This window comes from Neoaquamicrobium sediminum (assembly GCF_040970315.1).
Taxonomy (GTDB): Bacteria; Pseudomonadota; Alphaproteobacteria; order Rhizobiales; family Rhizobiaceae; genus Aerobium; species Aerobium sediminum.
In genome coordinates, this window is sequence record NZ_JAZHFV010000002.1 from 16786 (window position 1) to 43229 (window position 26444).

The 26444-nt window shown below is 63.9% G+C and carries 20 protein-coding genes; 17 read left to right on the forward strand and 3 right to left on the reverse strand.

Annotated features, from left to right (window positions below):
* Positions 1 to 31 precede the first annotated feature (31 nt).
* Positions 32 to 1756: a M28 family peptidase gene (locus V1479_RS05395; protein WP_368802020.1), complete on the reverse strand. Its 1725-nt coding sequence runs from the start codon at positions 1754 to 1756 to the stop codon at positions 32 to 34.
* Between the two features lie 149 nt (positions 1757 to 1905).
* Positions 1906 to 2718: an IclR family transcriptional regulator gene (locus V1479_RS05400; RefSeq protein ID WP_368802021.1), complete on the reverse strand. Its 813-nt coding sequence runs from the start codon at positions 2716 to 2718 to the stop codon at positions 1906 to 1908.
* A 120-nt stretch (positions 2719 to 2838) separates the two neighbouring features.
* Here V1479_RS05400 and V1479_RS05405 point away from each other — a divergent pair, with 120 nt between their 5' ends.
* The 13 genes from V1479_RS05405 to V1479_RS05465 all read left to right on the forward strand — a co-directional run bounded on the left by V1479_RS05405 (position 2839) and on the right by V1479_RS05465 (position 18755).
* Positions 2839 to 3594: an aspartate/glutamate racemase family protein gene (locus V1479_RS05405; protein WP_368802022.1), complete on the forward strand. Its 756-nt coding sequence runs from the start codon at positions 2839 to 2841 to the stop codon at positions 3592 to 3594.
* 49 nt (positions 3595 to 3643) lie between these two features.
* Complete coding sequence (locus tag V1479_RS05410; protein WP_368802023.1) at positions 3644 to 5299, forward strand: ABC transporter substrate-binding protein; 1656 nt, start codon at positions 3644 to 3646, stop codon at positions 5297 to 5299.
* Between the two features lie 92 nt (positions 5300 to 5391).
* Complete coding sequence (locus tag V1479_RS05415; RefSeq protein ID WP_173187552.1) at positions 5392 to 6369, forward strand: ABC transporter permease; 978 nt, start codon at positions 5392 to 5394, stop codon at positions 6367 to 6369.
* Complete coding sequence (locus V1479_RS05420) at positions 6362 to 7261, forward strand: ABC transporter permease (RefSeq protein ID WP_368802024.1); 900 nt, start codon at positions 6362 to 6364, stop codon at positions 7259 to 7261. Before V1479_RS05415 ends, V1479_RS05420 begins: the two co-directional genes overlap by 8 nt.
* A complete protein-coding gene (locus V1479_RS05425; protein WP_368802025.1) occupies positions 7258 to 8283 on the forward strand; it encodes an ABC transporter ATP-binding protein in 1026 nt (341 codons plus the stop codon). The genes V1479_RS05420 and V1479_RS05425 overlap by 4 nt, the downstream gene beginning before the upstream one ends.
* A complete protein-coding gene (locus V1479_RS05430; RefSeq protein ID WP_368802026.1) occupies positions 8280 to 9275 on the forward strand; it encodes an ABC transporter ATP-binding protein in 996 nt (331 codons plus the stop codon). Before V1479_RS05425 ends, V1479_RS05430 begins: the two co-directional genes overlap by 4 nt.
* Positions 9275 to 10273, forward strand: a complete 999-nt coding sequence (locus tag V1479_RS05435) for an NADPH:quinone reductase (protein WP_368802027.1) — start codon at positions 9275 to 9277, stop codon at positions 10271 to 10273. Before V1479_RS05430 ends, V1479_RS05435 begins: the two co-directional genes overlap by 1 nt.
* A 24-nt stretch (positions 10274 to 10297) precedes the next feature.
* The gene (locus V1479_RS05440) at positions 10298 to 12133 is read left to right on the forward strand and encodes a hydantoinase B/oxoprolinase family protein (protein ID WP_368802028.1); all 1836 of its coding nucleotides are present in this window, start codon (positions 10298 to 10300) and stop codon (positions 12131 to 12133) included.
* A complete protein-coding gene (locus V1479_RS05445) occupies positions 12120 to 14159 on the forward strand; it encodes a hydantoinase/oxoprolinase family protein (RefSeq protein ID WP_368802029.1) in 2040 nt (679 codons plus the stop codon). The genes V1479_RS05440 and V1479_RS05445 overlap by 14 nt, the downstream gene beginning before the upstream one ends.
* Complete coding sequence (locus V1479_RS05450; protein WP_368802030.1) at positions 14156 to 15520, forward strand: M20/M25/M40 family metallo-hydrolase; 1365 nt, start codon at positions 14156 to 14158, stop codon at positions 15518 to 15520. Before V1479_RS05445 ends, V1479_RS05450 begins: the two co-directional genes overlap by 4 nt.
* A 297-nt stretch (positions 15521 to 15817) precedes the next feature.
* On the forward strand, positions 15818 to 16867 hold the full coding sequence (dctP, locus tag V1479_RS05455; protein ID WP_368802031.1) for a TRAP transporter substrate-binding protein DctP: 1050 nt from the start codon (positions 15818 to 15820) through the stop codon (positions 16865 to 16867).
* Positions 16868 to 16929: 62 nt separating this feature from the next.
* The gene (locus tag V1479_RS05460; RefSeq protein ID WP_173187538.1) at positions 16930 to 17442 is read left to right on the forward strand and encodes a TRAP transporter small permease subunit; all 513 of its coding nucleotides are present in this window, start codon (positions 16930 to 16932) and stop codon (positions 17440 to 17442) included.
* Positions 17439 to 18755: a TRAP transporter large permease gene (locus V1479_RS05465; protein WP_368802032.1), complete on the forward strand. Its 1317-nt coding sequence runs from the start codon at positions 17439 to 17441 to the stop codon at positions 18753 to 18755. Before V1479_RS05460 ends, V1479_RS05465 begins: the two co-directional genes overlap by 4 nt.
* Before the next feature lie 13 nt (positions 18756 to 18768).
* Here the strand turns inward: V1479_RS05465 and V1479_RS05470 are convergent, their stop codons facing one another.
* On the reverse strand, positions 18769 to 19539 hold the full coding sequence (locus V1479_RS05470; RefSeq protein ID WP_173187534.1) for an IclR family transcriptional regulator: 771 nt from the start codon (positions 19537 to 19539) through the stop codon (positions 18769 to 18771).
* Between the two features lie 144 nt (positions 19540 to 19683).
* Between V1479_RS05470 and V1479_RS05475 the strand changes: the two genes are divergently transcribed.
* From V1479_RS05475 to V1479_RS05490, 4 genes are read left to right on the forward strand one after another with little or no spacing between them, the layout of a single operon-like run.
* On the forward strand, positions 19684 to 21729 hold the full coding sequence (locus V1479_RS05475) for a hydantoinase/oxoprolinase family protein (protein ID WP_368802033.1): 2046 nt from the start codon (positions 19684 to 19686) through the stop codon (positions 21727 to 21729).
* Between the two features lie 12 nt (positions 21730 to 21741).
* A complete protein-coding gene (locus V1479_RS05480) occupies positions 21742 to 23427 on the forward strand; it encodes a hydantoinase B/oxoprolinase family protein (protein WP_368802034.1) in 1686 nt (561 codons plus the stop codon).
* Positions 23424 to 24758 (forward strand): aspartate aminotransferase family protein, encoded by a 1335-nt coding sequence (locus V1479_RS05485; protein ID WP_368802035.1) that lies wholly within the window; start codon positions 23424 to 23426, stop codon positions 24756 to 24758. Before V1479_RS05480 ends, V1479_RS05485 begins: the two co-directional genes overlap by 4 nt.
* Positions 24755 to 26047, forward strand: a complete 1293-nt coding sequence (locus V1479_RS05490; RefSeq protein WP_368802036.1) for an aspartate aminotransferase family protein — start codon at positions 24755 to 24757, stop codon at positions 26045 to 26047. Before V1479_RS05485 ends, V1479_RS05490 begins: the two co-directional genes overlap by 4 nt.
* Positions 26048 to 26444 lie beyond the last annotated feature (397 nt).

The following is a 26444-nucleotide window of genomic DNA, read 5'->3' on the forward strand; positions in this document are numbered from 1 at the left end:
GAGGCGCCGTGTGGCGCCTCCCCTGTTCGGCTTAGGCAGTCAGGATCGCGATATGCCGCCTCGCCTGCCGTAACGCCGAGATGAGCTGGTTCTGGCCACGCACCAGTTGCGTTTTTGCGAACCCAAGTGTGTCCGCGTGGCTGTCGAGCTCAGCCGCGATCGCGATCGAAGGCAGCGCCGGGATGGTCAGCGCCGGGTCATGATGGAAGCGCGGAACGCGGGTGAAGTTGATCGGCACGAGGATGCGGGCCAGATCCTGGATGACCTGGTTTGCAACCTTGGGCGCGATCTTTCCGGCTTCGACACCGGCGTAGAAATCCTCCAGTGCGCTGCTCAGTTCGGCGACGGCCTTCTTGGAGGCGGACAGGTCGAAACGGTCCCCGGCCTCGGCCTGATAGTCATCGATCGTCTCGGTGAACTCCTTCGTCGTTGCGCGCCAGTCGAACGGCAGGATGGTGGCGTTGGCGTTGCGCAGCACGGCAAGCAGATAGACCTTGATGTCGCGCAGCAGGATGTCCTTGTCGGCGATCTCAAGCGTATCGTTTTCCGTATGCCAGGCGATGTTGCCGCCGCAGCCGCCGACCGTGTAGTAGCCCTTCTCCTCACGCAGAACGTCGGGCATCGTCGACGACAGCATCAGGTAGCTGGAAATGCCGATATTGTTGAAGGAGTAGTCGCCGGCGCGGTGCGGGCGTTCGCCTTCGATGGCTTTGCCCGCGACTTCCTCGATAACTTCGGCAAGGAAGGTTTCGGTTTCGCTCATCCGGCACAGATTGATGAATTCGCTGGCCCAGCGGCAGCCGGGGCTGTCGCAGTTGACTTGCGCCACAGCGTTCTCTTCCAGATCGAGCGCGAACGCATCCGAGAACCAGGTTGAGCCGGCATAGCGGCCTGTCGAATGACCCGGCCACCAGCAGATGCGGACGGAGCGCTTCAGCTTGCCCCGGTTCGCCCAGAGCACGCGCGCGATTTCCAGCATGGTCGCGTCGCCGGTAGCGTTGTCGCCGACGCCCACGTCCCAGCTATCGAGATGGCCATGCAGGAAGACGTATTTTTCGGGCTCTTCGGTGCCGGGGATGAAGACCTCGGGCAATTTGGAGGTGAACCAGCCTTCCTCCATTTCGGTGAAGAGCGTGACTTTGCCGCCCTTTTCGGCGATCTCGATCAGCGCCTCGCCATCGGGCTGGTTGACGGCGACCGCCGCGATCTTCGGCTTGCGCGGCAGGTCGTCCAGATCGGGCGTGCCCCAGATCGTGGTGCAGATGCCCCAGTGGACATCGACCCCGGGGTTGATGCCGATCACGCCGATGGCGCCGATCTCCTCGAACTGCGAGACGAGGCCGGGGCTCGCGAAGCCTTCCGAAATCACGATCTTGCCGCGCACGCGGTTCGCCAGCTCTTCGGTCGTGTCGACCTTTTGTTCGAACATGTCGGTGATCATGGCGTTGTGGCGGGCGCCCACATAGACCAGCTCGCCCGAAATGCCCTTGCGCGCGTCGACGCTGTACGCCGGGGGCTTGGCGCGGAAGGACTTGCCCTCGGCTTCCACGCGTGCCGCGCCCGGAAGGCTGAGATAGAGGCTCGGCTCGTGCACCGTCACTTCGACACCGTGCTTGCGAAGGCGCTGCACCACCTCGTCCATGCCGCGGTTCACGTCCGTGGGATGTTCGCGCTTGAATGTCGAGAAGCTCTCCACCAGCGCCCATGGTTCATCGACGGTCGCGGCTGACAGAATTTCGGTCTCGATCTGGTTCATGGAAGGAAGGCTCCCCGTTTGTTTTATTCAATGAAACATTGTTTCACAACGAGTTTACGCTACCAGAGCTCAGGTGCGCGGTAAAGCCGGTCGCGTGAATGGCTCACCCGGCCTTGCCTGCATAATGGTCGTGGAGAGGGAAACGGGCCCTAGGCGATCAGCGGCGTGCCGATCTGGGCGGGGTCACCGGGATGGAGCGAGAGCTTCGAAGAAATCTCGGCCGCTGCCTCGCGCGCGGCCTGGATGTAGTGTTCGCGGCGCTCTTCGTCGAAGCGCACCATCGCGCCCGCGACGGAAATCGACGCGATGACATCGTCATGTGGTCCCATGATTGGCGCGGCGACGGAAAACGCGCCTTCGTCGAGGTCGTTGAGCGCGATGTTGAAGCCGTTTGCGCGGATTCGGTCGAGCAACTGGCGCAGCTTGTCGCGATCGGTAATCGTGTAGGGCGTGAAGGCTTCCAGCGGCCCGGACAGCACGGCGTCGATGACGCTCTGGTCGGCAAACGCGAGCAGGCACAACGATCCGCCGCCGGCATGGAGGGGACCGTTGCGGCCGGCCTGCGCGAAGAGGCGGATGGAGTGGTGTCCCGCGCGTGTTGCAAGCACCAGCGAGCGTGACCCCTCCCGCACGACCAGGTTGATGTTCTCCGAGGTCCTGTCGCGCAGCGCATCCATCACGGGCCGCGCCGCAAACAGAAGGCTGCCGTCGCGTCCGACACGTTCGCCGAGAACGCCCACCCGGTAGCCGAGCGAATAGACGGCCAGCTCCGGGTCGCGGAAGACGAAGCCGCGCTCCTCAAGCGTCTGCAGCAGCCGGAAGACGATCGACTTGGTCAGGCCAAGGGACTTCGAAAGCGCAGTGACACCCTGGCCCGGCTTCTCGCCGAGGGCTTCCAGCACGAGAAGCGCGCGGTCTACCGCTGCGATCCGGTAATCCCGATCCTGCCCCTCTTTTGTCATGGTGTCCTCCCGGATCGATTATCGCGTCAGCCGATGGGCTGTTGCAATATCGGAAAATTGTGATTTAGTGAGCGTAATAAGAAACGTAGTTTCATCTAATGAAACATGAGGGGTGAGTCAATGCGGATCGCTTACGTCGTACCAGGGCCGATGTCGAAGACGTCGATGGGGGCCAAGGAGATGCGTCGCCGTGAGGAGCTTCTGAACTCTTGGGCGTTTCCGGGCACGGAGGTCTCGGTGGTCGATGTGCCCAGTGGTCCCGCCTCGATCGAGTCCGCCTACGAAGAGGCGATGTGCGTGCCCGCCACGATCGAGCTGATCATGAAGTGCGAGCGTGACGGCTTCGATGGTGCCATCATCGGCTGTTTCGGCGATCCCGGCCTGGAGGCCGCGCGCGAGATGGTGACGATGCCGGTTGTAGGGCCTTGCGAAAGTTCCATGCTGCTTGCCGCCGGGCTCGGCCACAAATTCTCGATCCTCACCATCTTCGACAGCATGGCTGCCGGCCAGGAGTTGCTTGCCTATAGGGCCGGCGTCAAGGCCAAGCTCGCCTCGGTGCGCGCAACCGGCATACCCGTGCTCGACCTGATGAAGGACCCCGAGGCGACAAAATCCCGCCTGATCGATGTCGCCAAGGTGTGCGTCGAGCAGGACCGTGCGGATGCTTTGCTTTTCGGCTGTATGACGATGTCGTTCCTGGACATGGCGGATGAGATCTCGGCCGCCGTGGGAGCCCCCGCCGTCAATGCTGGCAAGGCCGCGCTCAAGCACGTGGAAACACTTGTATCGATGGGTCTGTCCCATTCGAAGACCGCTTTCCCAACGCCCGCCAAGATGAAGGCTGGGCAGTCCGTGGAGACCCTGCGCGTTGCATGAGCAGCGCGCCAACAAGAGCAAAACGACACCCATCCAGAGGAGAACTAGCATGAGGTCCAGCTTCAAGGCGGTCGGCTTGGCTGCCATTCTCGCGGCTTCGGCCGCGATGCCGGCTCTTGCCGGCGACCAGATACGCACGATCGATGTCTTCACCCGCCCGCAGGCGGCCCAGCCTCAGGAATTCCAGTCGGTCCAGCTCATCGCGCAGGAATGGCGCAAGCTCGGCCTCGACGTGAATGTTCGGGTGATGCCCTGGGAGCAGATGTCCGACATCGTCTGGTACCAGCGCGATGCCTGGGACGTGACAGCCTGGCAGATGGTGGGCCGTCCGGAGCGCTCCGACCCGGACGAGATCATCTACAACCTCTTCCATTCTTCCACGGCCGAAAAAGGCTACAACTTCATCGGCTATATCAATCCGGCCTATGATGAAGTGGCGACAGCGCAGCGCGTCGAGATCGACGAGGAAGCGCGCAAGGAGCTGATCTACAAGGCGCAGGAAATTCTGGCTGCCGACCAGCCCAATATGATGCTCGTTCATCCGCGGCAGAACTTCGCATTCGACAACACGGTCTGGAACAAGGACTCCGTCGTCGAGCAGAGCGGCATCGGCATCCGCAACACCTGGACCTTTATGTCGCTGGAGCCGTTGGGCGAGCAGAAGGACATCATCCTCAATTCGGGTGACAACGTTCAGGCGATCAATCCGCTCTACATCTCGGGTGGCGTCGATAGCTGGGTGTTCGAGCTGGTCTACGACCGTATCGCCCGCGTCGGCCCGGACGGCCTGCCGAAGCCGTGGGCGGCTGAAAGCTATGAATGGCGCGACGACAAGACCATCGAGGTCAAGCTTCGCGAGGGCATGAAATGGCATGACGGCGAGCCGCTGACCGCCGAGGACGTCAAGTTCTCCTTCGAGACCGCGGTCTCCGGTGAAGCGCCGATGTACGCGCCGTTTGCGTCCAACATCGAGACGATCGAGGTGGTCGACGACCTCAACCTCGTGTTCACGCTGAAGCAGCCGGCTGCATCCTTCATCACCTCCAGCCTTGCCAAGATCAACCTGATTCCCAAGCATGTCTGGGAGCCGGTCATCGAGGACCTGAAGACTAAGGAAGAGAACGCCGAGAGCTATCAGGAGCAGACACCGATCGGCTCCGGTCCGTTCAAGTTCGAGCGCTGGCTGACCAATGAGGAAATCGTCCTCTCCGCCAACAAGGACCACTTCAATGCGCCGAAGGCCGATCGCTGGATCCTGCGCATCGTCCCCAACGTCGAGGCGGCGCTCGGCATGCTGCGCTCAGGCGAGATCAACTTCATGGGTGAGTTTTCCGGCGATCCGCAGGTGCTGCTCCAGGCGGCAGAGCAGGACGGTGATCTCGAGGTCGTCTCCACGGTGGAGATGGGCTTCCGCTACGTGGCGTTCAACAACCGCCGCGCGCCGTTCGACGATCCCGCATTCCGCAAGGCTCTCTCTCAGGCTGTCGACCGCCGTCTGATCGTGGGTGCTGCCTTCCGCGGATTTGCGGAACCGTCCAATTCCGTCATCTCTCCGGCGCTTAAGTTCTGGTACGATGCGGCCGTGATGGACGGGTTCGAGACCGGGACCGATGTCGCGGCGCGGATGCTCGAAGAGGCGGGCTATACGCTCGAAGGCGGACGCCTGCACTATCCGGGCGACAAGACCGAAGAGCTCGCGAAGTAACTGATCCTGGGCGGCGCGCCGGCATTTGTCTGCGTGCCGCCATCGATTTGGCGGTACCGCTCGGTTTCCTGCGCCGACGTTGGAGTTCTCCCATGCCTCACCTGAAGGCGGCGCTCAGCCGTACGCTTCAGCTTCTGCTTGTTCTCTGGGCCGTGGTGACGATCCTGTTCCTGATGTTCAGGCTCATGCCGGGCAACCCGATGGCGGCCTACATCGATCCCACTTTTACCGTCGAGCAGCAGCAGGCGCTGATGGCGCAGTTCGGTTTGGACAAGCCGCTGTGGGAGCAATACTTCATCTATGTCGGCAATCTTTTGCAGGGTGAGCTTGGCCAGAGCTTTCGGTACCGCGAGCCCGTCGCCGACCGCATCCTGGCGCTCCTGCCCAACACGCTGATCCTGACCTTCACCTCGCTTATCATCGCCTATGTGTTCGGCATTCTTGCCGGCGCCTATCTCGCCTGGAAGCGTGGCGGCGTCGTGGAAAATGCGGCAATCCCGCTGGTGCTGACGACGCGGGCCATGCCCGAGTTCTGGCTGGGCATGGTGCTGCTTGCGATCTTCTCCTTCAATCTCGGCTGGTTCCCCGCCGGAGGCACGCGCCCGGCCGGCGCGAACTACGACAGTTTGTGGGCGCTTTACACCTCGCGCGATTTCCTGACCTACCTGGCCCTGCCGGCGCTGACGCTGGCGATCTACAGCCAGGGCCTGCCGCTGCTTCTCATGCGTTCCAACATGCTGGACGTGATGAAGGAAGACTTCGTCACCATGGCGCGCATCAAGGGCCTGTCGAACTGGACCGTCGTTGTGCGCCACGCAGCGCGCAACGCGCTACTGCCGGTCATGACCTCTTTTGCGATCGCGGTGGGCTACCAGCTCCAGGGCAATGTCGTGGTCGAGTCGGTGTTCTCGTGGCCCGGCCTCGGGCGCGAACTCGTCAACGCGGTTTCGGCTTCCGACTATCCGCTGGCGCAGGGCGCGTTCCTGATGATTGCCGTGGTGGTCATCGTCATGAACCTGATCGCCGATCTTCTCTATGCCTTGCTCGATCCGAGGATCAGCCATGCTTGATGCCGCGGTGGAAAAAAAGCCGAGCCTGATCGGACGCATGTTCCGCAGCCTGCGTTTGCCGCTGAACGACCCGTTTGCCGTTCTAGGACTGCTGATCTACGCGGTATTCGTACTGACCGCGATTTTCGCCGACCAGATAGCGCCGTACGATCCGACAGAGATTCTCTATACGCCGGATTACAATCTCGCCGCCGACCTGCGGCCTGGCGAGGACGGCTACATACTCGGCACCACCAGCCTTGGCCGCGACATCTTCTCCCAGATCGTCCACGGCTCGCGCTCGGCCCTGCTGATCGGCATCACGGCGGCCTTCATGGTGGCGCTGATCGGCTCCATCGTCGGGCTGGTGTCGGGCTATTTTCGCGGCTGGGTCGACATGATCCTCATGCGCCTCGCCGACATCGCCTTCGGCATTCCGTTCCTGCCCTTCGTCATCGTGCTGGCGGCGTTCCTGGAGCCATCGATCTGGAACGTCGTGATCGCCATGGCGCTGGTTCTGTGGCGCGACACGGCACGTGTCATCCGCAGCCAGGTGCTGACCTTGCGCTCTCGCGGCTATGTCGACGCCGCGCGCGTCGCCGGCTCTTCCGACATGAAGATCATCCTGCGCCACATCGCGCCGAACATCCTGCCGCTGTCGTTTCTCTACGGTTCGATCGCGATCGGATGGGCCATCCTCACGGAAGCCTCGATCTCCTTCCTCGGCTTCGGAGATCCGCAGTCGATAAGCTGGGGCTACATGCTGCAGGACGCCTTCGCCAGCCAGGCATTGGCCAAGCAGGCCTACTACTGGTTCGTGCCGCCCGGCATCTGCATCATCCTCGTCGTTTCCGCCGGCTTCTTCATCACGCGCGGCTACGAAAACATCCTCTTTCCCAAGCTTGGCCGATGACTGAACCGCTGCTTTCCGTCCGCGACCTCAAGGTCAGCTATAAAGTCGGCTCCGGCAGGATCGATGCCGTCGATGGTGCGAGCTTCGATGTGCCCCGCGGCTCGATTGTCGGGCTCGTCGGAGAGTCCGGCTGCGGCAAGACGACGGTCGCGCGGGCGCTGACGCGCGTCATTGCCGACAATGCGGCTATCACTGGCGGCCAGATGATGTTCGGCGGGCGGGACCTCGTGACGCTTCCCGAGCGCGAGATGAACGCCCTGCGCTGGCGCGACATCGCATTCGTCCCGCAAAGCGCGATGAACTCTCTCGATCCGGTCTACACCGTTGAGTACCAGCTCAACGAGGTGCTGCGGCGGCGTGGCGGGCTCGGCCGCCGGGATGCGCGCAGGCGCTGCGAGGAACTGTTCGAGCTGGTCGGCATCGACCGTGGGCGTCTGTCGGACTACCCGCACCAGTTTTCCGGCGGGATGCGCCAGCGCGTGGCGATCGCCCTGGCGCTGGCGCTCAATCCCAAGCTTGTCATCGCCGACGAGCCGGTGACGGCACTCGACGTGATCGTCCAGCGCCAGATCCTCGATCAGCTTCGCGAACTGCAGGCCGCGCTCGGCATCTCGGTCATTCTCGTCACGCACGACATCTCGGTGGTCGCCTATATCTGCGACCGCACCGTCGTCATGTATGCCGGGAAGGTCGTCGAATCCGGAACCATGCAGGCGACGCTGACCGAGCCGTCCCATCCCTACACGATGGGGCTGCGCAACGCTTTTCCCGACCTTCAGGGTGCCGCGTCCGGGGTGCTGACCCCGATCGAGGGCGCACCACCCAACCTGGCTTTTCCGCCGCCGGGCTGCCGCTTCGCGCCGCGATGCCCCTTCGTCCTCGACACATGTCGAACCGTGCAGCCACCCCTCGAGGGTATTGCCGCCGACCACGCCGTGGCCTGCCATCGGGCCGGAGAAGCGGCCGCGCTGCGAGAAAAGGCGGCGCGCATCGAAACCTGGATGGGGAGGGCGGTCGCATGACAATGCAGACTTCCGCACCACTCATCAGCATCGAGGATGCCCGCCTTCACTACAAGGTCGGCGGCGCGCTGTCGGCGCTGCGCGGCAACCCGCCAGTGGTCAAGGCCGTGGACGGAGTAACCTTCACCATACGCCGTGGCGAGAGCGTCGGGCTTCTGGGAGAATCCGGCTGTGGCAAGACCTCGATGGGGCGCCTGCTGCTCAAGCTGGAAGAAGCGACCGGCGGCGCGATCCGCTTCGACGGCGAGAAGATCGCCGACCTCAGGGGGCAGGCGCTCAAGCGTTACCGCTCGCGCGCGCAGTTCATCTTCCAGAACCCGTTCGACGCGATCAACCCACGCTTCACAATCCGTCAGACCCTGTCCGAGCCCCTGGAGAATGCAGGCGTCCCCTCGGCCGAACGCGAGGCGCGCATCGTCTCCGTTCTGGAACTCGTTCGCCTGCCCGAACCACGCCAGTATCTCGACCGTTATCCGCACCAGCTTTCGGGCGGACAGTTGCAGCGTGTGGTCATGGCGCGCGCGCTCATCCTCGAACCCGATTTCGTCGTTGCCGATGAGCCGGTGTCGATGCTCGACGTGTCGGTGCGGGCCGGCGTGCTTAATGTCTTTCGCGACGTGCGCGATCGCCTCGGCCTGACCGCCATCTACATCAGCCATGACCTCGCCCTCGTGCGCTACGTGTGCGAGCGCACCATCGTCATGTATCTCGGCAAGGTGATGGAGGATGGCCCGACCGAGGACATCGTCCACGAACCGCTGCACCCCTACACCAAGGCGCTGGTTGCGGCGGTTCCCGTGCCGGACCCGAACCAGAGCCACGATGCGTTGCCGATCGGCCGTGGCGCGCCTGACCCACGCAATCCACCCTCTGGTTGCGTCTTCCGCGACCGTTGTCCGCACGCTTTTGACCGCTGCGGCCGGGAAGTGCCCGAGCTGAGGCAGACCGGGACGCGGCAGGTCGCGTGCCACCTCTTCGAAGGGGCCGATTGATGCGCTGTGCCTTTTATACCCGGACCGGTCCCGCTGCAGACGTGCTCGTCATCGGCGAAAGGCCGGACCCGGTTGCAGGACCGGGCGAGGTATTGGTGCGCGTTCGCGCGTCCGGCATCAATCCGGCAGACGTGAAACGACGCGCCGGATGGAACGGCATGGCGATGCAGCATCCACTCGTCATTCCACATTGCGACGGGGCTGGCGAGATTGTTGCGGTGGGTGACCGGGTCGATCCGTCACGCGTGGGTGAACGCGTCTGGATGTGGAACGCGCAGGGTGGATATGGCACGGCTGGTCGCGCTTTCGGCACGGCGGCCGAACTGATCGCACTGCCTGCCGAGCAGGCGGTACAGCTTCCTGACGCTATGTCTTTCGAGGCGGGAGCGTGTCTGGGCGTGCCGGCGATGACCGCGTATCGCGCTGTCTTCGCCGACGGAACGGTGGAAGGCCAGACGGTTCTGGTTGCCGGAGCTGCGGGGGCTGTCGGTCATTGCGCGGTGCAGATGGCCAAAGCGGGTGGGGCCAGGGTCATCGGCACCGTTTCGAACCCTGCGGCCGCCGAGCACGCGCGCGCTGGCGGCGCCGACGAAATCATCGACCGCCGGCAGGAGGATGTCGCAGCCCACGTCCTCGATCTTACCGTCGGCAAGGGCGTGGATCGTGTGATCGAAGTCGACTTCGGAGCCAATCACGCAGTCGACATTGCCGCGCTCAAGGTAAACGGCACGATCGCGTCCTATTCCTCGACCAGCGACCCAAAGCCCGTTTTCGACTACTACGCTTTTGCCAACAAGGGCGCCAACCTGCGTGTGATCCAGGGGTTTGCGATCCCGAAGGCCGAGCGCCTCGAAGGTGAGCTTCGTATTGCCGAGCTTGCCGCCCAGGGCGATTTGCGCGTGGCCATCGCCAGAACCTTCCCCCTCGAGGACATCGCCGACGCCCACCGCGCCGTCGAGGCCGGCGGAAATCTGGGAAACATCGTCGTCACTTTGTGAACCGCATCAACAGGAAACCATTCGATGCATCAGACAACCACGGCCGCAAAACTGGCCGACCGGCCAGAGAGGGAAGAGCGCGCGTGCGATCCCATTTCTCTGGAGATCATCCGCGGCGCTATTGCCGCCGCGCAATCGGAAATGGAGGCGTTGCTGGAGCGCACCGCCATCTCCGCCTTCATTCGCGAGAAGAAGGATTTCTACACCGCGCTCTTCGATGCCGACGGCATCATGGCGGTGGGGTCGATGGTCCCGATCTTCGGCGATATGACTAGCCCTGTATTCGAGAAATTCCCGGCCGACGAGATGAAGCCGGGCGACCTGTACTGGTACAATGACTGCTATGGTTCGCGGGGCGCGGTCTCGCACTCCAACGACCAGGTCTTGCTGGCGCCCGTCTTCAAGGACGGCCGCCGCTGCGCATTCGTGATGAGCTGGGCCCACTTCGCCGACATCGGCGGCCTGCGGCCGGGTTCGATCAGCCCGGATGCGACCGAGATCTACCAGGAAGGCATCATCATCCCCGTCACCAAGCTCGCCGATGAGGGCAAGGTCAACGAGGCGACGTTGTCGATCTTCCACCGCAACTCGCGCTTTCCCGAGCAGAGCAACGGCGACATGCGCGCGCTGATGGCGAGCGTCGATCTCGGTGTGAAGCGCATGGGCGAGATTGTCGACCGCTTTGGCGCCGATGTCGTCGAGGATGCCTTCTCCCAGTTGCTGGAACGCACGCGCCGCCTCGTGCGTGACCGCCTCGCAGACACCTTCGACTACGGCACCCACTCCTTCACCGATGCCATCGATGGTGACGGGCACGGCAACGGCCCCTTCAAGATCCGCTTCTCCCTCACGCGCGAGAAGGGCGCGGACGGAGAAGACCGCTTCCTTTTCGACGCCAGCGAGAGCGACGACCAGGCCCCCGGCCCGGTCAACTACCTGATGAACCGGGGCGTTCCGGGCATGGCGCTCGGGCTCTATTATCTCGGCGGCGACCCGTCCCAGGTCTGCAATGCCGGCGGGCCGAACGCACTGGATGAAGTCCGTCTGCGCGAGGGTTCGCTGCTGCTGCCGCGTTTCCCGGCACCGCTCGGCATGCGCGGCCTGACTACCATGCGGGTGATCTCGGCAATCAACGGCCTGCTCAACGTGGCGAATGGCGGAGCGCCTGCCGCCAATTCCGCCTATGTGATCTCCATCATGCGCGGCAATTTCCGCGATGAGGCCGGCGATCTGCAGCGCTTCCTGTTGGCTGACGGCATCGGCGTCGGTTATGGCGCGAGGCCCGAGGCCGACGGCATCGACGCGGTATATTTCGTTGCCCAGGAGAACTATCCCGTCGAGTTTCTCGAGCTGGGCTATCCCGTTCGCCTGCGCACCTACGGCGTCATGCAGGATTCCGGCGGCGCGGGTGCGTATCGCGGCGGCTGCGGCATCGTCCGCGAATATGAGGTGCTGGCCGAGGACGCCGTGCTCGCCGTCCGCATCGACAGCGTGAAGAACCCGCCCTGGGGCATCGAAGGTGGCATGTCGGGCGGCGTGGGCCGCGCGGTCGTCAATCCGGGAACGGACAGGGAGCGGCCACTTGCGCCGCTGTCGGACGGCAACCGTCTCGTGCGGGGCGACATCCTGCGCATCGAGACCGGCGGTGGTGGCGGCTACGGCCATCCGTACGACCGGCCGCTCGCCAAGGTGCTCGAAGACGTGCTCGGTGGATATGTCAGCGTCGACGCGGCCCGCGCGCTTTACGGCGTCGAGATCGTAGAAGGCCGTATCGACGAGGTCGCCACCAGGCGCTTGCGCTCCGAGCGCCCCGCCACCCGCCGTTTCCATCGCAAGGACTATGTCGATGCACTCGACTGAACAGGCACTTTCCATCGCCGTCGACATTGGCGGCACCTTCACCGACATTTCGCTGCTCGACCGTTCCAGCGGACAGGTCTGGCGCGCCAAGACGCCCAGCGTGCCTTCCGATCCTTCGGAAGCCTTCCTGAACGGCATCCGGCTCGCGCTTGCCGACGCGGGAGCGCCCGCATCGAAGCTGCAGCAGGTGCTGCACGGCACCACCGTCGCCACCAACATGATCCTCGAGGACAAGGGCGCGCGCACCGCGCTCGTGACCACGCGCGGCTTCAGGCATGTGCTGGCGATCGGTCGGCAGGATATTCCCCGCAAGGCCAATCTCTACACATGGGTGAAGCCGGAGCGACCGGTGCCCGCGTCGCGCATCATCGAGATCGACGAGCGGATCGCGCCGGGCGGCGGCGTGGAGCGCGCGCTCGATGAGGCGAGCGTCGAGCGCGCCGCCGAGGCCATCGCCTCGATGGATGTGGAAGCTGTCGCGGTCTGCCTCCTGCACGCCTTCGCCAATCCGGCGCACGAGCGCCGCGCCGCCGAAATCCTGCGGCAACGGCTGCCGCATCTGGCGGTGACGACCTCGGTCGACGTGCTGCGGGTCGTGCGCGAGTACGAACGCTCGCTGACGACGGTGCTCAACGCCACGGTGATGCCGGGCGTGACCACCTATGTGGGCCGGCTCGAGCAGCGGCTGGAGGACGAGGCGGTCTCCGCGCCACTTCTCCTCATGCAGTCGAATGGCGGCGTTGCCGGCGCACCCGCAATCCGCCAGGCACCGGCGCTGACCGCACTTTCCGGGCCGGCGGCCGGTGTCGTCGGCGCCCGCGCGATCGCGGCTGCCTGCGGCATCGACGATCTCATCACGGTCGACATCGGTGGCACCAGCGCCGACATCTGCCTGATCAAGGGCGGGCACATCGGCCTGACCCAGAACGGCAAGGTGGGCGAATGGCCGCTGCCGCTGCCCATGGTCGACATGGTGACAATCGGTGCCGGCGGCGGGTCGATTGCGGCCGTCGAGGATGGAGCGCTTTCGGTCGGCCCTCGCAGCGCGGGCGCACGGCCAGGCCCTGCCGCCTATGGTCATGGCGGCCAGCAGGCAACGGTGACGGACGCCCACGTCGTGCTCGGCCATCTGCCGTCGAAACTGCTCGGCGGACGCATGGCGCTCGATGTCGAGGCCGCGCGCAGGGTAGTTGCGGAAAGTGTCGCCAGCCCGCTGGGGCTCGACATCGAGGAGGCCGCGCGCGGCATCCTCGCGATTGTCGACAACCATATGGTCGGCGCCGTGCGGGTCGTCTCGGTGGAGCGCGGCCACGATCCGCGCCAGTTCACGCTTGTGCCGTTCGGTGGCGCGGGTCCGCTGCACGGCTGTGCGCTGGCCGAGCTGCTCGGCATCTCGCGCATCATGATTGCGCCGGCACCGGGCGTTCTGTGTGCCGACGGGCTTCTCGCCGCCGATCTCAAGGCGGAGTTCAGCCGTACCCTGCCGCGCGCGGGCGCGATCGACACAACCATGGCGAACGCCGTCTTCGGCGAACTGGAAGCGCAGGCGCTGGACTGGTTCGAGCAGGAAGGCGTCGCCGACGAGAAGCGCCGCGTGCAGCGCGTCGCGCTTCTCCGCTACCACGGGCAGGGGGGCGAGATTGCCATCCGTTGGGTGGACGGCGTCGAGGCCTTGGAAGCCGCGTTTGCCGACGAGCATCGCGCGCTTTACGGCTTCACGCTTGACGCTGCCATCGAACTGGTGACCTTGCGTGTCGAGGCTTCAGGGCTGACCGCCGCCGCTCCGATCGGTATCATCGAGGATGGAGACAAGGTGGAGGCCTATGACGAGGCGACCGTGCATCTGTCCTCCGGCGAAGCGAGGGTTCCGCTTGTCGACCGCGCAGGGCTCGGGGCCGGTGCCACCTTCAGCGGCCCGATGATCCTGACCCAGCTCGATACCACCACATTTGTCGCGCCGGGCTGGACGGGGCACGTCCACGAGACCGGCGCACTCATCCTGTCGCGGGAGGGAGCAGCCCGATGACCACCATCGACAGCCGTCTTGAGTCGATCTTCGCGCATATCGCGCAGAACCGCGACAGCTTCGTCGAGCGGGTGATGGACTATGTCCGCCACCCTTCGATAAGCGCCCACAATCTGGGCATTCGCGAAGTGGCGACAATGCTCGTCGACCATCTCGCCGGGCTCGGCTTCGACGCGGAGGCCGTGCCGACGGCGAACCATCCGATGGTGCTCGGCAAGCGCATGGTCTCACCGGACAAGCCGACCGTGCTTCTCTACGGGCATTACGACGTCCAGCCGCCGGACCCACTGGAATTGTGGGAAAGCCCGCCCTTCGAGCCGACCATCCGCAACGGTCGCATCTATGCGCGCGGCATCGGTGACAACAAGGGCCAGCATTTCGCCCAGCTCTTGGCGATCGAATCTCACCTGGCCGTTCACGGCGAGCTGCCCTGCAACGTGATCTTCCTGCTCGAGGGCGAGGAGGAGATCGGCAGCCCGCACATCGCCGATTTCGTTCGAGAACATGCCGACCGGCTCAACGCCGACCTCGTGGTGACGTCGGACGGCCCGCTTCACGAAAGCGGCGCACCGGTGGTGACGTTCGGCGTGCGTGGAGTCGCGGCATTCGAGCTTCGCGTTCGCACGGCCTCGCGAGACGTGCACTCTGGTAATTTTGGAGGCGTCGTGCCGAACGCCATCTGGAAGCTGGTTTATCTGCTTGCGACCATGAAAAGCCCCACCGGCGAGATCACCATCAATGGCCTCACCGAGCCCGTCATTCCGGCAACGAACTATGAGCGGGATGCCGTCGCCCGCCTGCCGCTCGACCTCGACGCATTGAAGGCTGACCTTGGCCTCAGTGAACTCGATCAGCCGCACGACCGCGGCTATTACGACCGGCTGATGTTCCACCCGACGCTGACCATCAACGGCCTGCATGGCGGTTATGGCGGGCCGGGGATGAAGACCGTCCTGCCGTGCGAGGCATTCGCGAAATGCGACATCCGCCTCGTCGAACCCCTGACGCCTGAATACGTGTTCGAGAAGGTGGCTGCGCATGTGAAGGAGCATGCCCCCGACGTGGAATTCGTTCCGCTCAACGGCATGCTGCCGTCGAAGACCCCGATGGATTCGCGCTACGCCGAGCCGATCCGGCGCGCCGTGGTAGCGGCGCGCGGGGTGGAGCCGCTGATGTACCCCACGGTCGGCGGCAGCCTGCCGGACTACGTCTTCACCAAGATCCTCAACAAGCCGGCCTTTGTCATTCCCTACGCCAATGCCGACGAGGCGAACCACGCGCCCAACGAGAACTTGGAGATTGTGCGCTTCGTCGACGGTATCCGGACAGGAGCAGCGCTCCTGCACGAACTCGGCGGCTAGGGCCGAGACGCTGGCGCAGGGGCGCTGTTCGCCAGCCGATCTTTCAAGATATTGCGGGTGCCGGTGACGGTGGCACCCGACTGCCGGCCTGCCGAAAGTCAGCCGCCGTCTGGCGTTGCGTGCGTTGTGCGCGGCACCTGATCGCCTTGGCCACCAGTTCCAATCCCTGCAATTCCGAGATAGCAGAGCGCACCCTGAGCGTCGGTTTCACAACTTGACGACAGGGGCGAAATGCGCGAGAGTTTCATAAAACAAGATGAAATCTCATTATATGAAACTCTTGAAGGGGAAAACTTGATGTTTGCACGTTTCAGACACCATCTGCGCGCGGTCGTGATGCTCGGGGCCGGTCTTCTTGGCGTATCCGCGGCTTCCGCCCAGGATGCCGTACACTGGCGCATTCAGAGCAACCTCAATGCCGGCGAGCCGGGATACGTGGCGCTCCAGGAGAAGTTCGCGGACCTCGCGACGGAGATGTCAGGCGGACGCATCACGTTTGAAATCTATCCGGTCGGCGCGCTGTTTCCGATCGCCGACGGCCTGGAGGCCGTGGGCGCGGGCGTCACCGAAATGGCCGTTCTGACCGGTGGATACTACGCCGGCAAGCTCGGCCCGATCGCCAGCATCGAGAGCGGCGTGCCTGGCTCGCTGCGCACACCGCTGGAGCGGTTCAACTTCTTCTACAAGCGCGGCTTCCTCGACATTGCACGCGAGGCCTACCAGCCGCACGGCGTGTTCTATCTCGGGCCGCAGCTTTCGCCGGCCTGGGACATCATGTCGACGAAGCCAATCACGTCGCAGGCCGACTTCAACGGCCTGAAGATCCGTGCTTTCGGTCTCGAAGCTGAGTGGTACGAGAAGATGGGCGCCTCGCCGGTCTTTCTGAGCGGCGGCGAAATCTATACGGCGCTGGCTACGGGTGTGCTCGACGCGGCACGCTGGGCAAGCCCTGCCGGCAACATGAACAACTCGTTCCACGAAGTCGCCAAATATTATGTTCAGCCATCGCCAATGCCGGTGCCGAACAACTTCTTTGCGGTCAACAGCCAGGCATGGGATGCGTTGCCCGACGATCTGAAGGCGATCCTTCAGGAAGCTGCCGTCGCGTCCTCGCTTGACTACATTCTCATCAGCATGAACAACGACGCCAAGGCCATGCAGGAAATGCAGGCTGCCGGCGTGGAGATTTCCACCATCCCGGAAGCCGAGTGGCTGGCGATGGAGGCGGAGGCCCGCACGCTTTGGCAGGCCTATGCGGAAGAGAATGAACTGGCCGCTCGTGGCGTGGAGCTTCTCAACGAGTTCCTCCGCGATCTGGGGCGCCTCGACAGCGCAGCCGCCGAATAGGCACGGCTTGCAGCGCGGCCCTGACGAACCCCGTCAGGGCCGCTTTTTCATGACGAGGGACGATGCTGAACACCATCATCAATCTTCTCGAGCGTCTGATCACCGGCATTGGCCGTGTCGTCGCGCTCTTCGTTCTGGCGATCATCGCCATCATGATCTACGAGATGTTTTCGCGCGCCGTGCTTGGCCGTTCCGTGCGCTGGGCCGGCGATGCAAGCACATGGCTCCTCGTCGCGTTCATCTTCCTGGGTGGCCCATGGGCCATGGCGAAGGGCAACTTCGTGCGGGTCGATGCAGTCTACGAACATTTTTCGCCGCTTGCGAAGGCCATCGTCGACACCGTGGTCTCCACGGCCCTCTTCGCGCTCTTCATCTGGGTGCTGTTGTCCTTCGGTTATGACTTCGCCCTGAAGTCCTTTGCCATGGGCGAGCGTTCTGCAACGGGCGGCTGGGGCGGGCCGGTGTGGCTGCCCAAGGCAATGCTGCCCATCGGCGCTGCGCTGTTGGTGCTGGCGTGGATCCTGAACCTCCTGCGTGGCTGGCGCGACGCGCTTTACGGTCAAGAGGCCGCATGATGATGGCCGACCCCGTACTCACGACGAGCCTGCTTTTCGGCTTCATGCTGCTTTTCCTCATGCTGGGCGTTCCGATCGCTATCGCGCTCGGCGGCATCTCCATCGGCATGATCTACTTCTTCTGGAGCCCGATGGCTCTGAACATGGTGCCTATCCGCGCCTTCTCGACCGCCTCAAGTTTCGAATACGTCGCGATTCCGCTCTTCATCTTCATGGCGGCCATGCTGCAGCGCGCAAGCATCGCGGAAGACCTTTACAACACGATGCAGAAGTTCTTCGGCGGGTTGCGGGGCGGCCTGGCCGTCGGCACGATTGTCATCTGCACCCTGTTTGCCGCGATGGCGGGCATCAGCGGCGCCGCGACCATCTCGATGGGCATGATCGCCATTCCCGCCATGCTGGCCCGCGGCTACGGCAAGGACATCGCACTCGGCTCGATCGCCGCCGGTGGCTCGCTGGGCATCCTGATCCCGCCGAGTGTGACGATGATCGTATACGGCATCGTCGCAAACACCTCGATCGGCAAGCTGTACGCCGGGGGCCTTCTGCCCGGCCTGCTGATTTCAGCACTTTTCATCGCCTACCTCCTCATCCGCGGCTGGCTCCAGCCGGAAATCAGCGGTGGTCGCGAGATGACGCGATATTCGTTGCGGGAGAAACTCGTCAGCCTCAAAGGCCTCGTGCTGCCTGTGCTGCTCATCGTCGGCGTCATGGGTTCCATCCTGACCGGCATCGCCAGCGTGTCGGAGGCCAGTGCAATCGGCGCTGCCGGATCGATCCTGGCGGCGGCGGTGCTCGGGCGTCTCGATTGGTCGGTGCTGCGGCAGGCCTGCGAGGAGACGCTGCAGCTTAGCTGCATGATCTTCTGGATCATCATTGGCGCGACGGCGCTGTCGACCTTCTATACCGCGATGGGCGCATCCCGCTTGATCGAGGGTCTCGTGCTGGACCTGGAGGTGAACCGATGGCTCATTCTCGTCGGCATGCTGTCGATCCTGTTCATCATGGGCATGATGCTCGATACCGTGGGCATCATCATGATCACCGCGCCGATCTTCGTGCCGATCATCACCGCGCTCGGCTTCGATCCGGTCTGGTTCGGCATTCTCTTCATCATCATGATGGAGATCGGCTTCCTGACGCCGCCCTTCGGTTACAACCTCTTCTATCTGCGAGGGGTCGCCCCGCCGGAAGTGCGCATGACCGATATCTACCGGTCGGTCGTTCCGTTCATCGCGTTGATGCTGGTTGCGGTTGCCATATGCATGGTCTTCCCGCAGATTATCCTCGTGCTGCCGAACGCGATGTTCTGAACCGGCCGCCCCATCAGTCGGCACGCAGCGTGGAGACCATCGTACTCAACCTCTGCGCCGCTGCCTTCATGGGCTCCAGCCAGAACTCGGCAGGCTGCTTGCGCAATCGCGTCACCGGGCCGGTAATGCCGATGGCATAGACCACGCCGACGTTGTCGACGGGAACCGGACAGGCATATGCCATGATGTTCTCGTCGATCTCGCGGTCACAGATCGCGTAGCCGGTCTGTCTGACCTTCTCGAACTCGGCGAGCACTTCGTCTCGGGAGGTGTGCGTAAACGGCGTCAGTCGCTCAAGCGGTTCCGTCAGATATGCGTCGAGCATGGAACTGTCCTGATAGGCAAGAATCGCCTTGGCCGAGGCTGCGGCGTGCGCCGGCAGGTGGTCGCCCGGAAGGACATGCAGCCGATGCCCCTGATCGGGTGCCGACCGCGCGATTGAAAGAACCCCCGTACGGTCGAGACGCACGACGTAAGCCGTTTCGCCGAACCGCGCGGCAAGGTCGTCGACGACGAGTTGGGCGAACGCGCTGGCCTTGTCACGATCGACGCCGAGGTGAAGCATGCGCCACATGCGCGCGCCGATCCGGAACGTCTTGTACCATGTGTCGTCGCTGGCAAGGATGCCGAGATCGACCAGCGTGCGCACCAGGCGATGCGCCGTCGGCTTCGGCAGTCCTGTCAGCTGAGCGATGTCGGTAAGCGTCAGTCCGTCGTGGGAAGCCGCGACGATTTCGACAATCTGGAAATAGCGCTCGATCGGCCCCGATCCGTTGGTCGCCACTCAAACCTCCTGCCTGTTCGCCACGTTCCAATGCACTGCGAAGCACACAACTACAAGCCGACACCGGCTTGACAAAGTCGCGGCTCGTCGATTGAATATCATTTATTGAAACTATATTCCATAAAATGAGATTTAGAGGGCTGGATGAGCGTTAGCGTTGGTGTCGATGTGGGCGGCACATTCACGGACTTCCTGATGCTGGACTCGGCCACCGGCCGATTCGCAACGGCCAAGGTGCCGACCACGGTCGACGACCGGTCCAGGGGCTTCCTTCAAGGCATCGACGAACTCGGCGTACCCGCCGATGCCATCGACTGGCTCGTGCACGGCACCACGGCCGGCACCAATGCGGTCCTGGAGCGAAAGGGTGCACGCGCCGGCCTCATAACGACACGCGGATTCCGCGACGTCCTCGAGCTTGGGCGCCGCACCCGTCCGAACGCATACGGCCTGTCCGGCAATTTCAAGCCTCTTATCGAGCGCAGGCTGCGCCTGGAGGCGACCGAGCGGATGGATGCTCAGGGCCGTGTCGTCACGCCATTGAGCGAAAGCGACGTGCGTGCCGCTGTGCAGCAGCTCATCGATGAGGGTGCGGAATCGCTCGTCATCCATTTCCTCCATTCCTATGTGAACGACGAACATGAAGCCGCTGCAGTGCGAATCGCGCGAGAGATGTGGCCGAACGAGCACGTGATCGCCGGCCACGAGATCGTGCGCGAGATGCGCGAGTTCGAGCGAGGCAGCACGGCCGCGATCCACGCGTCCATCAGTCCTATCGTCAGCCAATACATCCAGCGTGTCGCGAGCAGCCTCAAGGACAAGGGGTTCCGAAACGAACTGCTCGTCATGCAGGCGAATGGCGGCATGATGTCTTCCGCCCTCGTCGCCAGCCATGCCGCGCACACCGTCATGTCAGGCCCTGCGGGAGGCGTCCTCGCGTCCGCAGAAATCGCGAAAGCGGCCGGCTTCGCCAACATCATCACTGGCGACATGGGCGGCACCAGCTTCGACGTGGCGCTCGTTGTCGACGGCAAGCCGGTCATCACTGCTGAGAAGGATCTCGCCTATGCGGTGCCGATCCGCATTCCGATGATCGACATGCACACCGTCGGCGCCGGCGGCGGCAGCCTCGCGCACATCGACAAGGCCGGCATGCTGCGTGTGGGACCTGAAAGCGCCGGTTCGTTCCCCGGACCCATCGGCTATGACCGTGGCGGCGAGCGCGTGACGATCACCGACGCGAACTTCTTCCTGGGCCGGCTCAACCCGGGCTCCGTGACGGGCTCCAACAAGCCGGCACCGATTGCGCGCATCGAAGCGGCGCTTTCGGAACAGATCGGCAAGCCGCTCGGGCTTGACGCGACCGCCGCGGCTTCGGCGATCATCGACGTGGCGATCGCCGAACTCGCTGGTGCCATCCGTCTCATTTCGATCGAGAAGGGCCATGATCCGCGCGATTTCGCGCTGATGCCATTCGGGGGCGCAGGGCCGTTGCACGCTATCGCTATCGCCCGCGAGCTTGGCATACCGCGTGTTCTCGTTCCGCGCTTCCCGGGGCTGACCTCGGCACTCGGATGCGTGCTTGCCGATGTGCGGCACGATTTCGTGCAGACGGTCAACCTGCCGATGCGCGGCATCGATGGCAATGCCGTCGTGGCGATCATGCGCCAGCAGGCCGCCGATGGGCGCGCGCTTCTGGCCGAGGAGAGCGTCGATGTCGGCCAGGTCGACGTGGTCCACGAGTTCGATCTGTTGTTCAAGGGGCAGTCGCATGTGCTGCGGGTCGAGATGAAGGGGGAGGCGTTCGACGCCGATGCCGTGCTCGACGAATTCGTCAGGGCCTACAAGCAGCGCTTCGACCTTGAACTGCCGGAGATGGTGCCGGTTCTCGCAAATGTCCGCACGACGGTGATCGGGCAGCGTGAAAAAGTCGACCTCTCGATATTCCGTCCCTCCGAGGGGACGCTAGCGTCAGCCGAAACGGGCACGCGCGATGTCTACTTCGACGGCGAATGGCGAAAGGCCCGCATCTACGATCGCGATTCCCTGCCGCTGGGCGCGGCCATCGAAGGCCCGGCCATCGTCGAGCAGTCCGACTCCACGCTGGTGCTAGATCCGGGCACCACTTCCCGCGTCGACGAATACGGCAACATCGTCGTCGCCATCGACCAGACCCCGGCCGCGAACTGAACAGGAAACAGCATGCTGAACCACCAGCAGGCCGCAAAGCTCGGCCAGTCCATCGATCCCGTCACCCTCACCGTCATCGAAAAGGGCCTGCAACAGGTCTGCTCGGAGATGGATCTGGTGCACGAAAAGACATCGTTTTCGCCCGTCATCTCGGAGGCATTCGACCGCTCGAACGGCATTTACGGACTGGGCGACGGCCGCATGATCGCACAGGGAGAACTCGGCCTGCCGATCTTCCTCGGCGTGATGCAGGAAACGACCCGATGCGTCATCGAGGCGCGCGACGATCTTGAGGACGGCGACGTCATTCTCGTCAACGACCCCTATCTTGGCGGCACCCATCTGATGGACGTGAAGATGGTGCGTCCCTTCTACTACCGTGGCAAGCTGTGGTGCTATCTGTCCAACACAGGCCACTGGCCGGACACGGGCGGCATGGTGCCCGGCGGCTTCAACAGCACCGCCACGGAAATCCATCAGGAAGGTCTGCGAATCCCGCCGGTCAAGCTGGTCCGGCGCGGCAGGATGGAGGACGATCTGGTGCAGATGGTCCTCGCCAATATCCGCGTTGCCGAAGAACGGATCGGCGACATCAAAGCCCAGATTGCAGCGCTGACGGCCGGCGCGCGCCGCCTCACCGCACTGCTCGACCGCTACGGTCAGGATGTCGTCGAGGCAGCGATTGCCGAGCTCGAGCGCCGCTCCGAGCGCATGATGCGCGCGCATATCGACACCATCCCGGATGGCACCTATGAAGCGAGCGCTTTCATGGACAGCGACGGCGTCGTCAATGAGCCGCTCGAGATCGCGGTCTCCGTCAAGGTGGATGGAAGCGACATCGAGTTTGATTTCTCCCGGTCGAGCCCGCCGTGCCAAGGGCCCCTGAACTCTGTCTGGGCGACGACGCTTTCGGCAGTCTACGTCGCGCTCAAACACATATTCCCCGACGTGCCGATGAATGCCGGCTGCTTCGAGCCCATCGTCGTTCACAAGCCGCTCGGCACCTTCATCCATGCCGAATACCCGCGTCCCGTTGCAGGCTGCGCCGCCGAGGTGTCGCAGCGCGTCATGGAGGCGGTGTTCCTGGCACTTGCCAAGGCGATCCCCGACCGGCTTTTTGCTGCGCCGGCTGGTACCAGCGGCAATCTCAGCCTTGGCGGACATGACCCGGAAACGGGCGAGAACTACATCATGTACTATTTCTCCGGCGGCGGTTACGGCGGCTGGTGGAACGGCGACGGTCTCACCAACGGCTGCTCGACCATCGGCATCTCCAAAAGCCAGCCCGTCGAGATCCTCGAGCAGCGCTATCCGCTGCTTTTCGAAAGCTATGCCCTGCGCGAGGGGTCGGGCGGCGCCGGCCGTTTCCGCGGCGGCTTTGGCGTCAGCTACAAGCTGCGGCTGTTGCGGGGCCACGGCAAGGCATCGTTCCTTATGGAACACGGACGTTTCGGCCCTCCCGGCATACTCGGTGGCGAGGCGGGTGCGCCGAACCGCATCTCGATTTCCCAGAAGGGAAGGGCGATCGAGCCGGAACACATCTCGAAGGGCGAGGATTTCGTGCTTGGCCCCGGAGACACCATCGAGGTGAACACGCCGGGCGGCGGAGGCTATGGCCTTCAGGCGGAAAGGGACTCCGAGGCCAATGCCGACGACCGCCTCCAGGCCTATTACCCTGATCATGCGGGGGCTGCATGAGCGCCATCCTGCACCGCAAGACGGACACGGTTCCGCCGGCCGTCGCGCAGGCGGACGGATTGTGGGTTACGGACAGCGATGGCCGCCGCTATCTCGACGCGGTATCGGGCGGTGCGGCTGTCTCGGCCATTGGTCATCGTGAGGAGCGGGTACGCGATGCGATCCTGCGCCAGTTCGATGCCGTCTCCTATGCCCACGGCTCGTTCTTCACGAGTGAGCCCGCGGAGGAGCTTGCCGCCTATCTGGTCGGGAAGGCGCCTGCGGGGCTGTCGAAGGTTGTCTTCTGTTCGGGTGGTTCGGAAGCGGTCGAAACGGCTCTGAAGCTTGCCCGCCAGTATTGGGTCGAGCGCGGCGAACCCGGCCGTGGCAAGATCATCGCGCGCCGCCAGAGCTATCACGGGGCAACGCTGGGAGCTCTTTCCGTCGGCGGAAACCTGCCGCGCCGAGCGCTCTACGAGCCGCTGCTGTTCGAGGCCGAGCTGATCGCGCCATGCTACGCCTATCGCGAGCGACGCGAAGACGAGACCGAACGGGACTACGGGTTGCGCGCCGCGGCCGAGCTTGAGGACGCGATCCTGCGTCTCGGCCCCGAGACGGTTGCGGCCTTCATCGCCGAGCCGGTCGTTGGCGCGACGCTCGGTTGCGCGCCGGCCGTCGACGGTTATCTGAGCGAGGTGCGTGCGATCTGCGACCGCTACGGCGTTCTTCTGATCCTCGACGAGATCATGTGCGGCAGCGGGCGAACCGGCTACCGGTTCGCCTTCGAGGAGGACGGCGTCGTCCCCGACATCGTGACTGTCGCGAAGGGGCTGGGCGGCGGCTTCGTGCCGATGGGTGCCACGCTGGTCCATGACAGGATCGCAGACGCCATCGCTGCCGGTTCGGGGGCTCTCGCGCATGGCTTCACCTATATGGGCCACTCGCTCGCCTGCGCGGCCGCCCTGGCTGTCCAGCGCGCCGTTGATGAAGATGGGCTGGTTGCGGCAGCCGCGGCGAGCGGTACAGCGCTGAGGCGCATGCTCGAAGCGTCGCTGGGTCAGCACCGGCATGTCGGCGACATTCGCGGGCGCGGGCTGTTTATCGGGATAGAACTCGTTGCGGATCGCGAGACCAAAGCGCCCTTCGACCCGGCCGCGAAGCTGCATGCCGTGGTGAAGGCATCGGCCATGGAGAACGGCCTGATGATCTACCCCTCGGGTGGCACGATAGACGGACGGGCCGGCGACCACATTCTCCTCGCGCCGGCGCTCAACGCACGCGAGGACGAACTTGCCGAGATCGTGGCCCGCCTTGGCAGGTCGCTCGACAATGCACTGGAGACGCTGAAATGAAGGCTGCCGGTAGACTGGACGACCTGCGTGAGGCGTATGTCCGCAAGCACCCGGAAAGCTGCGCGCGGCACGAGCGCGCACAGGCATGGATGCCCGGCGGAAATACGCGCAGCGTCCTGCATTTCGATCCGTTCCCGCTCGTCATCGCGTCGGGCAGGGCGGACATGCTTACCGATGTCGACGGCTACGAATATATCGATTGCGCCGGGGAATTCTCGGCGGGTCTCTATGGCCACAGCGACCCGGTCATCGTGGCTGCTCTGCACGAAGTGCTGGACAACGGGCTCGTCCTTTCGGGTCCGAACACCGCCGAGAGCGAACTGGCCGAACTGTTGTGCCAGCGCTTTCCTTCGCTGGAGCGGCTGAGATTCTGCAATTCCGGTACCGAGGCCAATCTCTTTGCGCTGCTGACGGCGATCAACGCAACGGGCCGCAAGCGTGTCCTCGTTTTCGAGGATGCCTATCATGGCGGCGTTCTCACCTTCGCGGGCGGCGGCAGCCCGATGAACGTGCCGTTTGATTTCGTCACGGCGCCTTTCAACGACATCGAATCCACACGCGCCAGCGTGAAACGGCATGAAGACGACCTTGCCGCCATTCTGGTCGAGCCGCTGCTGGGCGCGGCCGGCAACATCCCGGCCGAAGCGGCGTTTCTGGCGATGCTGCGCGAGGAGGCGACCCGCTGCGGCGCGGTGCTCATCTTTGATGAGGTGAAGACTTCGCGCCTCGGGCGCGCCGGCCTGCAAGGCCACTACGGTGTCATGCCCGACATGACGACCCTCGGCAAATATCTCGGCGCGGGCCTGTCCTTTGGCGCGTTCGGCGGTTCGAAGGCCCTGATGGACCGTTTCGATCCGCGCCTGCCGGGCGCGCTCAAGCATGCAGGCACCTTCAACAACAACATCATGTCGATGAGAGGAGGGCTTGCGGGCCTGCGCTCGAGCTTCACACCCGACGCCGCCGATGCGTTCCTTCAGCGCACCGAGGCTTTCCGCGCGACGGTGAATGCACGGCTGTCGCAGGCCGGCCTCAATGTGTGCCTCAGCGGCATCGGGTCGATACTCAGCCTCCATATCGGCGCGCAGCCGCCCATGAAGGTTGCCCAGATACACCCGCAAACGATGCTGCTGAGGCAACTCGTTCACCTGAAATGCCTGGAACGCGGCCTCCTGCTGACACCGCGCGGCGACATCTTCCTGTCATTGCCGATGAACGAGGCCCGTCTTGGCGAGATCGCGGAAATCCTGGTGAGTGCCGTAATCCAGGAAAGCCCTGCCTTGGCGATTTGAGGTGCACCCTCGGCTTGGTCGTCGGTCGATGTAGCAGGACGGCATGGCCGGAAACCAGTCTGCACGCCGCAACGAGCGTCCCAGCGCCGGCGAGCGCTCCAGCTCTACGCGCCCCGGCCGCCTGCACACGGCACCCTGACCGGTGTCTCCGCACCAATTTTGGGTGCGGTCTCATAATTCGACGGCTTTAGTTAGAAAAGTGGCGCGCCCGAAAGGATTCGAACCTCTGACCCCCAGATTCGTAGTCTCAGAAATAAGGCCAGATGGCGTTTCCGGGCGTTGCAGTGCGTTTCCCTATACCATTGAGAAACATACATTTTTATGCTAGCGTCTTTCCTGTCGTTGCCGCAGGTTTCCATGCTGGGTGGCGACCCGGTGGCGACCCAACGGGATTTGG